This window comes from Paenibacillus nasutitermitis (assembly GCF_014641075.1).
GTDB classification, from domain to species: Bacteria; Bacillota; Bacilli; order Paenibacillales; family Paenibacillaceae; genus Paenibacillus_Z; species Paenibacillus_Z nasutitermitis.
Genome location: NZ_BMHP01000004.1, coordinates 467,852 through 483,372, shown reverse-complemented (window position 1 = coordinate 483,372; position 15,521 = coordinate 467,852). Strand labels below are relative to the sequence as shown.

Sequence of the window (15,521 nt, the reverse complement as noted above, 5' to 3'; positions counted from 1 at the left end):
TCGCTTCAATTAATCTCGATTTCCTTCTGAAAGTAGAACTCTAGATGGACTAAGGATCAGGGTTTGTTGGTCTGATATTATTGGAATCCCCGCACGTTCGACCGAAAAAAGGTACAGCCTCCTCAATATTTTTGAGGAACTGTACCTTTCTTTAGTCTCAGACTTTTTCAGCGGCCTCTGCCAAACCGGCTCCTTCTGTTTATGCTTCCACTATTTTTACTTATCCTTGTATGCCAACATATTCAACAGGACGGCTACGGCTTCCGCTCTTGTCGTATTCGCTGCCGGCGCGAACGCATTCCCGCCTTTACCTGTTATCAGGCCAAGCTGCTTCATAGCTGCAACTGCGCCTTTCGCCCACGCTGGAATATCCTTGTCATCCGCGAATCCGGTTGATGTATTCTCCTGCGTCGTTAATCCGGATGCTTTGGTTACCATCATGGCCATCTCTGCCCGGGTGATCGCCGCATCCGGCCGGAAAGTCCCGTCCTGATAGCCTTTAACATAGCCGGCTTGCACCGCTTGCGCCACCGCGCTCCTTGCCCATGCTCCGATTTTAGCCGTATCGGTGAATGTCAGCGCTGGTTCTGTTTCTTGCAATTTTAACGTGTTCATCAGCATCACCGTAAACTCCGCGCGCGTCACAGTGTGATTCGGTTTGAACGACCCATCCGGATAGCCGGTAACGATTCCGAGATCCACCGCTTGCTTGATTGCACTTTCGGCCCAATGTCCAACAATGTCGCTGATATTTTTGGGATTTGCCGGAGGTTCCTGGCCTGGCACATCCACCGATTTGCTTACTGCAAATACCGTATACTTCGTAAAGTGACTGACCGTTACGGAAATCTTATTTCCGTTTATCCTGCCTCCCGTCACTTCTACCCAGCTTTTCTTTATTTCATCATAATAGAAGACCGCAACCGTTTGATTGCTCTTCAAGCTTGCGGGATCAAACGTGAAGGTAAGCGTGACCGGGTTCAGGAAGTTCTCCGGAAAATTCTTCAAAATTTCATAAACGGCAGTAACCAGAACCTCATTATTCGTGAGGAGATTCTTCGAATCCGTCATCTTGTCGATGGTGATTATGATTTCTTTGTCTGACGCATTGGCCGGAATGGAAACGACGACCTCATTGTCCAAGCTAACCTCGCCCTCTTTACCGGCTGGAAGCGTCAGCTTCCCATCCGTCGAGCTTATTTTCGTACTGTTCGGGGATGTAGGCATTACCCAACCGCCACCGCCAGACGGTAATCCGTTCACCGTCACAGTGTACGTGACCTTGGTCGTTCCGTCCTGTGCGGTTACGATAACCTTCGCACCCGTCTCCAATGTCGATGCTACCGTTATTCCGTCTGCATCGTAGACTTCGAAGCTGGCATTCGCCGCTGGCGTTATTGCCGCCTTCAATGCAGCCAATGTTATGCCATAAGGAATATTCGTAAGCGTTTCACTCGCTGTTCCGCCTGTGCTTGCGGTTCCGATCGTCGAGGTCAGTGTCGCTGCGCTGCTCAAGGCCGGTTTAACAGTGACGGTGACCGTCCAGTTCTGTGTGCTGCCATCCACCGCTGTTACCTCATAAATGACTGGGCTTGTGAAATCATTCGTGGTCACTCCGCTTACTTGACCGACGGTGCCTACCTTCGCCGTGGCTCCTGCGGAGAGAGCAAACGTGGCCACCATGCTGTTCACCGCCGTGCCGTTTGCTACTTCAATCGCCACCGTATGCGCGGCGGGATCAATCACAGGAGGTCCGGCTTGCTCGGCGAAGCTGAATGACGTAATTGCTTTTGCATTACTCGCCGCTACCGTCACGGTGACCGTCCAGTTCTGCGTGCTGCCATCCGCAGCCGTTACCTCATAAATGACTGGGCTGGTGAAATCATTCGCGGTCACTCCACTTACTTGCCCCACATGGCCCACCTTTGCCGTGGCTCCTGCGGATAACGCAAACGTGGCTACCAAGCTGCTCACCGTCGTGCCGTTTGCCACTTCAATCGCCACCGAATGCGAGGCTGGATCAATCGTCGCCACTCCGCTTTGCTCCACAAAGCTGAATGACGTGATCGCTTTCGCATTGCTCACCGATACAGTGACGGTGACCGTCCAGTTCTGCGTACTGCCATCCGCAGCCGTTACCTCATAAATGACTGGGCTGGTGAAATCATTCGTGGTCACTCCGCTGACTTGCCCCACATGGCCCACCTTTGCCGTGGCTCCTGCGGATAACGTGAACGCAGCCACCAAGCTGTTCACCGCCGTGCCGTTTGCCACTTCAATCGCCACCGTATGAGCGGCTGGATCAATCACAGCAGGTCCGGCTTGCTCCGCCAAGCTGAATGACGTAATTGCTTTCGCATTGCTCGCCGCTACCGTCACGGTGACCGTCCAGTTCTGCGTGCTGCCATCCGCAGCCGTTACTTCATAAATGAACGGACTGGTGAAATCATTCGTGGTCACTCCGCTTACTTGACCGACAGTGCCCACCTTCGCCGTAGCTCCTGAGGATAACGTGAACGCAGCCACCAAGCTATTTACGGCCGTGCCGTTTGCTACTTCAATCGCCACCGTATGCGCGGCTGGATCAATCGTCGCCGCTCCGCTTTGCTCCACAAAGCTGAATGACGTGATCGCTTTCGCAGTGCTCGACGCTACCGTCACGGTGACCGTCCAGTTCTGCGTGCTGCCATCCGCAGCCGTTACTTCATAAATGACCGGACTGGTGAAATCATTCGCGGTCACTCCGCTCACTTGACCGACGGTGCCCACCTTTGCCGTGGCTCCTGCGGATAACGTGAACGCAGCCACCAAGCTGTTCACGGCCGTGCCGTTTGCCGCTTCAATCGCCACCGTATGCGCGGCTGGATCAATCACAGCTGGAACGGCTTGCTCGGCGAAGCTGAATGACATGATCGCTTTCGCATTGCTCGCCGCTACCGTCACGGTGACCGTCCAGTTCTGCGTGCTGCCATCCGCAGCCGTTATTTCATAAATGACCGGACTGGTGAAATCATTCGCGGTCACTCCGCTCACTTGACCGACAGTGCCCACCTTCGCCGTAGCTCCTGCGGATAACGCGAACGTGGCTACCAAGCTGCTCACCGTCGTGCCGTTTGCCACTTCAATCGCCACCGTATGCGCGGCTGGATCAATCGTCGCCGCTCCGGTTTGCTCCGCCAAGCTGAATGACGTGATTGCTTTCGCATTGCTCGCCGCCACCGTCACGGTGACTTTCCAATTCTGCGAGCTGCCATCCGCTGCTATTACCGCGTAAGTGACCGGGCTTGTGAAATTGTTTGCAGTCGCACCACTTACTTGACTCGTTCCCGAGACCTTTGCCGTGGCTCCTGCGGATAACGCGAACGCGGCAACCAAGCCGTTCCTGTTTGTGCCGTCCGCAACTTCAATTGCCACTGTACGTGCAGCCGCATTAATTACGGCTGGACCGGTTTGCTCCGCAAAGCTGAAAGACGTGATCGCTTTCGCGCTGCTGGCCACCACGGTCACGGTGACCGTCCAGTTCTGCGTGCTGCCGTCTGCTGCCGTTACCGCATAAATCACCGGATTCGTGAAATCGTTAGCAGTTGTACCGCTCACTTGATTCGTTCCAGAGACCTTCGCCGTGGCCCCTGCGGATAACGCGAATGTGGCCACCAGCCCCGTCGGATTCGTACCGTTAACCACTTTAATCGCAACCGTACGATTTGTCTTATTAATGGTTGCCGTTCCAGATTGCTCAGCAAAGCTGAATGCCGTTATATCTTTCGCGTTGTTCGCGGCGATGGTTACGGTATAGGTAACCTGATTTAAGGCGTTCTGCGAGGTAATCACGATTTTGGTGCCTGTTGTTAATGTTGTTGTTACGGTGGTTCCATCTGCTTCATAGAATGCTGCCTGCGCGCCTACTGCCGGCTTAATAGCGTAGCTTAATGTGTCATAGGTTGTTCCATATGGCACTGTTATCGTCTCGTTGGGCGTCCCCCCGGTACTGACGGTTCCAACCGTGGAGGTCATTCTCGCATCCGAGTTCAATTCAATGACCAGAAAATAAGTGACCTTAGTAACGCCATCCTGCGCGGTAACGATTGCCTTCCTTCCTGACTGCAGCGAAGTCGCTACAGTAGTTCCATTATTATTATAAATTTCGAAAGTCGCACCTGCCGCCGTCGTGATCGCCGCCTTCAACGCCGCTAATGTTGTTCCGAAGGGAATATCCCTGATGAATTCATTAGCCGTTCCGCCTGTACTCACGTTCCCAAGCGTGGAGGTAAGCGTGGCATCCGTGTTCTTCGATACCGTTATCGCATAGGTAACCCGGTTGGTTCCATTCTCTGCCGTAACGATAATCTTGCCGCCTGTCGCAAGTGCGGTGGCCACTGTTGTTCCGTCAGCATTGTACACTTCAAAGGCTGCGCCTCCGGCTGGTGTAATGGCTGCCTTCAAGGCCGCTAAAGTTGTTCCGTACGGAACAGTAATCGTTTCATTCGCCGTTCCGCCTGCGCTTACCGTTCCGATCGCAGAGGTCAACGTCGCTTCCGTATTCGTGATGACGCTCACGGTATAAGTCGCCACAGTTCCATTCTCAGAGGTAACGATAACCTTCTTCCCCGTAGCCAGAACGGTCGCCACTGTGACGCCATCTGCATCGAAAATATCAAACGCTGCGCCAGCCGCTGGCGTAATAGCCCTTTCCAATGCAGCTATCGTCGTCCCATACGGAATAGCCGAAATCGTTTCGTCGGCTGTTCCGCCCTGGCTTACCGTTCCGATTGAAGAGGTAAGGGTGGCATCGCTGGATCCCGCGTCGACATACACGGTATACGCAGCCTTCGTCAAACCGTCATACGTCGTTACGATGATTTTTTTGCCGGTCGTCAATGCAGCCGCTATGGTGGTTCCGTCCGCGTCGTACACTTCGAATGTCGCACCAGCCGCCGGCGCAATGGCCGCCTTTAACGCGGCTAAAGTTGTTCCGAATGGAATATCGGTAATCGTCTCGCTAGCCGTTCCGCCTGTGCTTACCGTACCGATTGTAGAGGTCAGCGATGCGATTGCGCTTGGTATTACCCAATGGGCGAATAAAGCAGCCGTAGACGTTAAGGTATAGACATCGCCGGATTTATAAAGACTGCCGCTGCCATCCGCTTCCGTGTTCCAGCCGTCGAGGATGTAGCCTGTTCGGGTCAACTGGGATGACGCCGTATTGATGCCGATGCGGGTTCCCGGCATGTAAGACACACTGTCCGGAACCGTCCCACCCGTGTTTCCATTCCCGTCATAGTCCAAATAAACCTGGATTTCCCGCAAAAAAGGATAGCCGCCATTTCGTCTGGAATCCATATCCCATATATTCGAAAAGTCCCAGCTATGAGCAGCATCTGCTGCATAAGTGCCTGCTGTCTGCATATCTGAAGTTGGCTTGCCCGTTCCTCCTTGTGAAACAGACTGTCCGGTTGTTATATTATCGTAGAAGCTATTGACGACTGCTTCCAGCGTTTTAAAACCAATCAGGCCGCCTACCTCTATGGTTCCGGTCACTTTCCCTGAGGCATAGCTGTTGCTGATCGGCCCATTAACGTTCCAGCCCACCAAGCCGCCTACATTTTCTACTCCTCCGACTTCCCCCGAAGCATAGCTATTGCTGATTATGGTGTCTGGTCCAAGACCGTTCCAGCCTACCAAACCACCCACATTCTCCGTACCGCTTACTTTCCCTGTGGCATAGCTGCTGATGGTCTCTCCGCTGTCATTGCTGCCTATCAAGCCGCCTGCGCTATATCCGCTTACCTCCCCGGTTGCAAAGCTGTTGCTGACCGTTCCGCCAAGATTGTAGCCAACCAAGCCGCCTGCGTAATCTTTGGAAACCGTACCCGTACTTACCTTCCCTGTGGAGTAGCTGTAACGGATTGATCCGATATAGTTGTGGCCAACCAAGCCGCCTATATCGGTACTACTGCCGGTTGCATTCCCCAGGCTGTAGCTATTACTGATCTGTCCCATGCTGTTGTTGCCAACCAAACCTCCAACTTCAACAGTTCCGCTCACATTCCCTGAGGCATGGCTGTTGCTAATTGTGCCGTATTGGTTGTAACCCGCCAAACCGCCGACATCTTTCCCTGCGTTGCTGCCAATTACATCCCCCGTGGCATAGCTGCCGCTAACGATTTCGCCATTGTAATTCCAGCCAACCAGTCCTCCTGTGCTCTCCGACCCGGTCGTGCTCCCAGCAGCGTGGCTATTTTGGATCGATCCGTCATAGTTATTCCAACCAACCAAACCTCCAGTATTCAAAGTCCCGACTGTATCTCCTGCTGCAAAACTGCCGACGATGACTCCCCTATTGATGCCCGCCAAGCCGCCTATACTCTCAGATCCGCTCACATGACTTTCAGCTTGGCTGCCGCTGATTGTTCCAATGTTGCTGCCAATCAAACCACCTATGCCATATGTACCGCTTACAGTCCCCGAAGCATAACTATTGGTGATCGTTCCTCCGTTGTTCAATGCAGCGAGGCTGCCTACAAATCGTCCTCCTTGGATGTTCACATTTTCCAACTTCATATTCTCTATCGAGCTGCCGCTTTCCATATAGCCGAATAATCCGGCATAATCTTGGGCGCTATCCGCTATCTTCAACCCCGTTATTTTATATCCATTTCCGTCGATATGACCATTGAAGGGTTGATCCCAGGTGCCGATCGGAACCCAGCCTGAAGCTGCATAAATACTCAAATCGATATTTCGTTTCAGCTTGAAATAAAGGTTCGCGTTTAAGTATTGACCTCTGACCAAATTTAGCTCCTGGGCCGTTCCGATCAGATAAGGACTGCCGGATGTGCCGTTTCCTGAAAATTCATTGGCCGCAAAAGCTTTTCCGGAACCGAAGATCCCTCCGGGTATAGCGCCAAACCCGATCATCATTACCAAAAATACAATGATACCTTGATGTGTTCGCTTTTTCATTTTCTTGCTCCTCCCGTTCTGTCCATCACCTATGTGACATGCTTGATCGAGTTATTAAACCCACCCCTTAAGTCTACTTGGGCCCAATAAAAGAATAATGAAAAAATCGACCTGAAAACAGGAAAAAACCGCGCAGCGTCAGGCTTTCGCGGTTCTTGACTAATATGAAATTATTTATTCGGCTTTCGCAAACACGTCAACAACCCGCGACTATCGTCACAAGCTTCGGCGCCCCAATCTCCCATGAATGCTGAATGCATGAGCCGTGATTAACCCACATACCATGCTCTTGAAGGAGAAAGAGTTTAGGCTGTCAAGGCAAGCCCGTCCGGGTTATTAATAGGTTTCATAAACAAGTTCGCTATTCATTTCCAGCTTTTTATTAAACACCACGTAAATGTATAGTTGTCCGGCCGGGGTATCGCCTGCATCGTAGCCCAATCGAAATGTATGGTCTGTATCGAATTCAAGCTCGGATAGCACCAAATCGGTCGCATCTTCGTCTGGATGCGTTCTGGCAATCAGGTCCAGCGCTTTATCGGTCAGCTCGCCAAAGTGCTCCCATGCTTTCCTGATAAGGGGCGACAGCCGCTTCATATCCGCTTTGGAGGAGACAGCCGCTTTAACGGAGAGCTCTTTGCCTTTATAACGAAGCGTGGATGAATAGGAGGACAGTGGGACAGTGTATCGAAACATTCCTACCCCCTTAACCGTATGATCCGGCTCGGTAATGAGGTTGTTGGCATAATCCAGCCGCTCAAGCATGGGATGATGACTGGTATCCAGCTTCAAGATCTTATTTTCCGAGCAATAAAGCTCGACTAAATGCGTATTATAGCCAAGCTCCAAGCTAGTGAGGTGATTATTGAAACATCTTAAACTTTGCAAAGCTGGATTACCGGTTACATCCACATTCGTAAGATGGTTATTATTGCAGCGGATTTCAATCAAATCTGGACAGCCTTCTATGTTTAAGCTGATCAAATAATTGTTTCCGCAATCGAGGTATGTCAGCTGTGTGTTGGAATCCAATTGTAGATCAAACAAGGAATTGTAACCGCAGTTCAGTTCTTTTAAATGCTTGTTCTGCTGCAAATGCAATTCCGATATGATGTTCCAATAACAATCCAGCTTGGCGAGCATCGTGTTATGACTGACATCCAGTTTCCGGATTCGGTTAAAACCGCAATCCACCGTTTCCAACCTGACATTGCCCGTCAAATCCAGCGCATGAATCTCGTTTTTGTTACAGTTAAGATCTTTCAGTGACGGATTGCTGCGGATATCCAGACGGGTCAGCTCATTGTATCTGCAAGACAGCTTTTCCAAATTCGGATGATTACCCGTGTCCAGAAAAGTTAATTTGTTCCCCCCGCAATCCAGCGTTTTCAGGCTTATATTGTTGCTGATGTCGAGCTCCGTCAAATTATTGAACGAGCAATCCAGTTCCTCCAAGGACTTGAAATGTTCAATCCCTTTCAGACTTGAGTACCGGTGATTCGCAAGCTGCAGCGTTACGATCCGTTCCACATCGCTCTTCTCAATCCATTCACGATTCTCGCAAAACTGTTCCCGCACATAGGCTTTGAAACGTTCATCTATGAAATCCTGGGTAATATTCATGGCACTCCTCCTTGGGGAAGCCTTCTCCCAAACTTTGTACAGGCTCCTTGGATACTGCTTTCAGTCCCGGTAACGCTCATTAATATTATAGCTTCCAGCGATGAAGAAGGCAGCGGTCTTTTTTCCTGCTTGCTTGGGTGATTATGGGAACTTTGGCTCAGTTTCGGCGAGAAGGTTCGTCCCTGCATCATAATCATAGAGAAGACACCTCTTCGACAGCTCGCTTGCAGGATTTATGAAAATGGCGGCTACAGGGTGATTTATCCCTTTGCCGCCATTTTGTGTTTGTCGCCCATTTGCTGGGGGATTATGAAGCTGGTAGCTTGCCTATTTCAATTATTCCTTTATTGCTGTCTCAAGGAACCGATGCAGAATAACTGCAACCTCAGCTCGGGTAGCTACGCCTTTCGGATCGAATACTTCTCCTGGCTTGCCGCTGAAGATCTCCGCCTTAAAGAACGTTTCAATTGCATCTCTCGCATAGCTCGAGATGTCGGCGTCATCCTTGAAGTCTGTATATCCCCTGACAACAGGGAAACTTAATCCGGTAAAATCAGCATATCTCATGAGAATAACAGCCAAGTCCTGCCGTGTAATTGGTGCATCGGGATCAAACTTGTTGTTGCCCATACCGTTGGCAATTCCGGCCTCACGCACCCACCCCACATAAGGGGCATAATACTTGTCACTCTTCACATCATCAAAGGAAGTCTCGGCGTACTTGCTCACGTCCACGCCGTAATGCTGTCCGAGAGTGGTAGCGATCATTCCCCGTGTCAACTCCATGTTTGGACTGAATGTATTTTCGCCCGTTCCTTTCATCAATCCGTGTGCAAAGACATACGCCACATCATCGTAATACCACGCACTTTCATTGACATCGTCGAATGGAGATGGCTCTCCCGTAGGTGCGCCAGGGTCGGTTATGACGATCTCATCTTTGACGAAGGATGCGCTAATGCTGTGGCTGTCGGTCACATTATGGAACGTAAAGGTTGACACGATGCCGATATTTTGTCCGTCTGCGGTCACACCGGCAATCTTGTACCCGTCGTTTGCTTTGATTGTAAAGGTTTGACTCGCACCACTTGTCACTTTGACAGCGCCGGAAGGAGAGATGCTGCCGTTCGCACCCGCAGAAGCAGTAACCGTATAGGTCACCGGGGTCACCTGGGCTGGTGTATCGCTACGGGCATTAATTGACACGGTGACGGTGACCGAAAGCCCTACGTTTTCCGGGTTGGTCACTCCGCTTGGCAGCGTCACCGTACCGTTTACTGTGAAGGTCTGAGCGGAGGCAGAGAACTGGTTATAGGAGCTGGAAGCCACGTCCCAATTAACAGCTGCCGACACATTACCATCATACGTTACCAAGGTGACCGACGAGGGCAGTCCGAACGCCTCCGCCATTTTTGGCGTGCCGTTAGTCAGCCCTGTGATATTCGCGGGCTGCACAATACTTTGCAGAATCTTGTTGGCAAGCGTCACGGTCACCGTAGCCGTGCCAAATCTTGTGCCGTCAAAGTCAGATCTCGCAGTTACAGTCAGCGTCTCGGCTGTCTCGTCCGCGCCTACAGTCAGCAGGCCGTCTGTTATCGTCGTGCTTCCGGAATTATTGCCTGAAACCTCCCATGTGACGGTCTGCGCTGCGCCCCCCTGCACGGCGACGACTGCCGTGAATAGTTTCGTCTGGCCATTCTGAACACTCGTTGTTGACGGAGATACCGTTACGCTAATGACTTTCTGCTGAACAGCTGTTTCCGTAACGGTCACCGTGCCCGTGCCGTACTTCGTGCCGTCAAAGACGGATGTCGCGGTCACGGTCAGGGGTGTCGCGGTCTCGTCGGACGCAATGGTCAGGGTGCCGTCATTGGTAATGGCTGTAGTTGCTGCATGGTTACCATAAACCGACCAGATGACGCTCTCTGGCGCACCGCCTTGTGCTGTGACGATCGCGTTAAAGTTCTGCGTTCCGCCCTTCTGCACCTCGACCATCGCAGGGGAAACGGACACATTCGTGACGGATGGGGCAGCGATCACCATGATGTCGAAGTCCTGGGTATAGTTTGTGCTCGCCGTCGCGCCGTTCACAACTGTGGCGGTGACGGTTACGACACCAGCAGTTGTAGTCGATAGGATGCTTCCACTGATTGTTGCACCCGTGGTTCCAGCGTTCTTAACGCTCCAAACCACGGTTTTGTTCGTAGAGGTTAACGGGTTCACCGTGCCGGTAAGCGTTAGATCCACGCCTGCCGTTGTCGTCATGGGAACGTTAGTCATGCTGCCCACTGGAACAAAGTCCGGATTTTCACTTGTCTTCTGATAGGCATAATACCAGACCCGTGCCTTGTAAAATGTCTCCCAGCTTTGGATCCGCTGTTCATGTGTATATCCGCCCTGACCGTCCGGCTGGTAGAGATCTACCTTATCGGTGTTCCAGTTGGGATTCAGTATCCCGTTAGGCACTGCGCGAATAATCGTGCCAGAGAATGGCTGGTTGCCGATAGATTTGATGTTCGCGCTGTAAATATCATCGTATCCTTCAAAGTCTGAGGTGACCGACAGGGTGGCTGCGTTGAACTGGAAAACATTATCCCCCGTGACAACCCAAAACAGGTCGCTATTCCCGTAAACCGGGTACAGATCATGACCCCAGGCTCCAATATCTCCTTGGACGAAAGGAAGATCACACGCTAAATCCTCTCGCGGCGTTAAAATAGGCTGCTCCATCGTACCGGTGATCTCATACCCAACCACCTGATAATCGCCGATTGCCCAGAGCACATTCCGTTTCGGATCCCAGGTCACGCCGTGCGCGCCGGGCAGGGTCAAGCGGGAATAATAACCGCTGCTGTCGCCTTGAGAAGCCGCGTATAGGGTGACCGTATTGCCGGTGCTGCTCGCGACCACCATATTGCCATCCGGCAGCAGCTCGATGGAATGGGGATTGTTTTCTACTACAATATTTCGAGAATACAGACTCTCTCCCGTTTCATAGTCGATAACGCCCACAAAACCGCCGGAGGCCGTAGTAATCACCACATACCCACCGTAAAAATCACTGTAACGCAATTTAGCGTCGCTTACGTTCGTATATTTTTCTATATTTCTAAATCCCTCTGCAGCAGTAGGCTTCCAGCTCCATACAACAGAGCTGCTGTCGTTCCAATCGGCACTGTTCTGCTTGTATACAACAATCTTGTTGTCCTTCTGGTCAGTACCTACCACCATCTCCGTGTCCGCGGACGATGGAACGGTATCGAGTGGATACGGACCATTGGCGTCTGGAGCGGCTTTGTTGACCAACACGCGCAGGGAATCGCCTTCTGCGCCATTCACGATGCGCTTGACCGTCATATCCGATCGGATATAGCGGCTGGTATCGGTGATCCCGGTACCCGCAACGTCAAAAACTTTGATTTCATCAGCATTGTCAAATCCTTGGATGAAATCGCTGATCGTGGTCTTATGGGCAATGTTAGTAACGATGCTGCGGCCTCTGTCAATCGTGTACACCGGAGAATGGATGAGCGACTTTAACGGAATCTTGTAAGATCGCGGGGTCGCCACCGGTCCTGTCTGCTGGCCGTAGTTCTTCATTTGCAGTTCATAATGGTCGGCATAGACATAGATCATCAGCGACTGCACGACCAGCGGCTGTGCAGCCGAAAGCCATCCTGCATTAAAGCGGTTGTTATAATAGCTCAATGAACCCGCAAAGCTGGAGACAAAACCGCTGGAGCGGGTGTTGCGGATAGGCTCAATGCTGCCATCGGCATTGTAGGACGTAACACGTTCATAGGTATCCCTTTCAATAAACTGCTCCGGACCACCGTGGTCATGTCCGTAGATGTAAAGCAAATTAGGATAATTCAGCAGGATATTTCTCAGTTTGGTTTCCATACCGTTACTGTTATGAAGACCATAGTTTGGGGTCAACCCGCGGGAATCAAGGAACCCGTAATGCCCCATCACGATCACGGGTTGCTCTTGTCCGATTTGGGCTAGAATATTTTCCACCCATGTAACCGATTCAGGCGTGTAAATCGAGTCGGTTATGGCCCCGTCGCCATTATAAGGTGTGTTGATTCCGATAAAATGAATGCCGTTGATCTCATAGTGATAAGCCATAAGATTGGACTTCCGGGCGGCATCTTCGTACAAAACATCCGCATACTCTCCAACGTCGGCCTGCATCACCGCGTCGATGTATGCGCCCGAATTGTATTGTGTAAGGCCGACCTCATAATCATGGTTGCCATTGGTATAGAGCACTTTGCCGTCTTTACTTGTTTGTCGGAACGCTTCCGTCATTTGAGAAGTCACTTTGTCGAAGGTCTCATCGTCCCATACGGGTGATCCGTGGGTACTAATGGAATCGCCTGAAATCACCACAACATCCGGATTCTCTTCTTCTTTGATCTTGGCCATCGCCACACGGGTTTGTGCCCGAACGGTGTCCGCATTATTTTGCAGGCCATAGTCGATATGCATATCGCTAAAAGCCGCGATGGTGTATAGGGGCTCTTCATGCTCAGAGATGTCACTGGTAAATTTCAAGACGGGATACCCGTTTACGGCATCCATTTTCCAGCGGGTGTCAAAATCCCAGTTCATCGCTTCATAGGTGGCTTGCAGTTGAAGATCTGACGGTGTCTTTGTCATAATAATCGAATTCACCACATTCTCGATGTTGGGCTTAGTCGTAATCCGGTACGGATTCTGATCGGAACCCTCATCCCGCTGCATCATAATCTCTTCGCTAGCCAGGTTATTGCTGCCCTTTACGGGCGAGGGTGTATTGCCATAGAGACTTCCAATGTCTCTACTAATGGTGCGTCCCGTTAAGACATCCCATTTGTAGTGAATCGTTCCATCGTAAGCAACGTTGTTTTCAAGGGTCGAGTTATTGGTTAGGACACCCGCGATCAGCGACGCGTTGAAGTACGTGGCGGTAGCGGTGGGAGTGACATCGTTATAGATATCGCCCATCGCTATATTGCGACGCACGATGCTATTGGTGGTATTCCCGACAATACCGCCTGCCTGAGCGACTTTAAATGCCACGTCGCCGTCGATCTTAACGGTCCCGTTGAAGAGACTATCCTCTATAGTGGTTCCATCGACTGTAGCGGTATAGGCCGAGCCTACGATGCCGCCGACAACGTGATCGTGGTCCCCCGAAGCTCCGGTAACCGACACGGTAATCGAACCGGTGACCTGAACGCCGGATACACGGCTTGTCTGGCCTAAATAACCGACAAGGATCCCGTCTTGCGTTCGCATCACCGACGTGAAATTACGCGTAACCGAGGCACCCTCAATAATCAGGTCTTTTATTAAGGCGCTGCCGGTGCTGGTTCGGATAAAACCGACATTCCCCCCTGTATCACCGGCTACAATCGTCAACCCGGTAATTTTGTGTCCCCGGCCGTCAAGAACGCCGCTGAAAGAGTCTATCATAGGGAATTTCTGAGTCAGCGCGATATCGGAGGTCAAGGCGTAAGCTTTCGAGCTTCTGTAGGTTGCATCGCTGTCATTCATTCTTTCGACAGCAAACAGCAACTCTTCTTCATTGCTGATTTGAAAAGGGTCGGCTGCGGTACCGTCGCCGAAGAGTTGATACGCATCCGGGTTTTCCTCATACGACAAGACGGGATACCCGTTTACGGCATCCATCTTCCACCGGGTGTCGAAATCCCAGTTAATCGCTTCATAGGTGGCTTGTTGTTGAAGATCTGACGGCGTCTTTGTCTTAATAATCGAATTCACCACAGTGTCTGTGTTGGGCTTAGTCGTAATCCGGTACGGATTCTGATCGGAACCCTCATCCCGCTGCATCATAATCTCTTCGCTAGCCAGGTTATTGCTGCCCTTTAAGGGCGATGGTATATTGGCAAAGAGACTTCCAATGTCTCTATTAGTGGTGCGCCCCGCTAACACATCCCACTTGTAATGAATCGTTCCATCGTAAGCAACAGCGTTTTCAATAGTCGAGTTGTTGGGTAGGACACCTGCAATCAGCGACGCATTGAAGTAAGTGGCGTTATCGTTGAGGGGGACATTGTTATAGATATCGCCCATCGCTATGTTGCGACGCAAAATTGAATTCGTTGTAAAACCAACAATGCCGCCTACCTGAGCGACTTTAAAACCCACATCACTTTCTAGCTTAACCGTTCCCTTAAAGAAAGAGTCCTCTATGACTGTGCCGTTGACTGTGGGCGTGTAACTTGAGCCTACGATGCCGCCGACAGCGTGATCGTGGTCCCCCGCCGGGGCTCCGGTAACCGATACGGTAATCGAACCGGTTACCTGAACGCCGGATATATAGCCTGTACCGGTCATATAGCCAACGAGGATCCCATCTTGTGTTCGTATCACTGACGTGAAGTTACGAGTAACCGAAGCATTCTCAATAATCAGGTCTTTTATTAAGGCAGAGCCGCTGGCGTTCTTGATAAAGCCAACATTACCCCCCATGTTATCGACCTCAATGATTAGCCCCGTAATTTTGTGCCCTTGACCGTCAAATGTGCCGGTAAAAGTGTTTATCATGGGGAAGTTGCTGGTCAGAGCGATGTCTGCGGTCAAGGCATACGTTTTCGAATTGCTATAGATTGCGTCGCTGGCATTCATTTTTCCGACGGCGAATAACAATTCCGCCTCGTTGCTGATTTTAAAGGGGTCACCCATTGTGCCGTTGCCGGCAAGGCTTGTTACGGCCTCGGCAGCCGATGCCGTAATGGGTGGAATAATATTTACAATAATGGAAATTAATAGTATTAAATTGCGCAACGGATTTGCCCATTTCTTTATTCTTTTCGGCATGATAATCTCCTTTTTCGAGTATATTTAACATGGTTAAAGCGCTTTAATACAGAGTAGACTGCACCACCTTCATCGTCAGTTTGAAATTCATTAACTCAAGTATA

Annotated in this window: 3 protein-coding genes; all 3 read right to left on the bottom strand. The window is 51.0% G+C overall.

Annotation, left to right across the window (positions count from 1 at the left end):
* Positions 1-216: 216 nt before the first annotated feature.
* The gene (locus IEY46_RS26725; protein ID WP_188996929.1) at positions 217-6,963 is read right to left on the bottom strand and encodes an SGBP N-terminal domain-containing protein; all 6,747 of its coding nucleotides are present in this window, start codon (positions 6,961-6,963) and stop codon (positions 217-219) included.
* Positions 6,964-7,299: 336 nt separating this feature from the next.
* A complete protein-coding gene (locus tag IEY46_RS26720; RefSeq protein WP_188996927.1) occupies positions 7,300-8,586 on the bottom strand; it encodes a leucine-rich repeat domain-containing protein in 1,287 nt (428 codons plus the stop codon).
* Between the two features lie 336 nt (positions 8,587-8,922).
* Positions 8,923-15,417: a DUF6528 family protein gene (locus IEY46_RS26715; protein ID WP_188996925.1), complete on the bottom strand. Its 6,495-nt coding sequence runs from the start codon at positions 15,415-15,417 to the stop codon at positions 8,923-8,925.
* Between the last annotated feature and the right edge of the window lie 104 nt (positions 15,418-15,521).

Bases quoted from the DNA above. Each gene is read 5' to 3' on its own strand.
- IEY46_RS26725 (WP_188996929.1), bottom strand. From the start codon at position 6,963: ATGAAAAAGCGAACACATCAAGGTATCATTGTATTTTTGGTAATGATG.
- IEY46_RS26720 (WP_188996927.1), bottom strand. From the start codon at position 8,586: ATGAATATTACCCAGGATTTCATAGATGAACGTTTCAAAGCCTATGTG.
- IEY46_RS26715 (WP_188996925.1), bottom strand. From the start codon at position 15,417: ATGCCGAAAAGAATAAAGAAATGGGCAAATCCGTTGCGCAATTTAATA.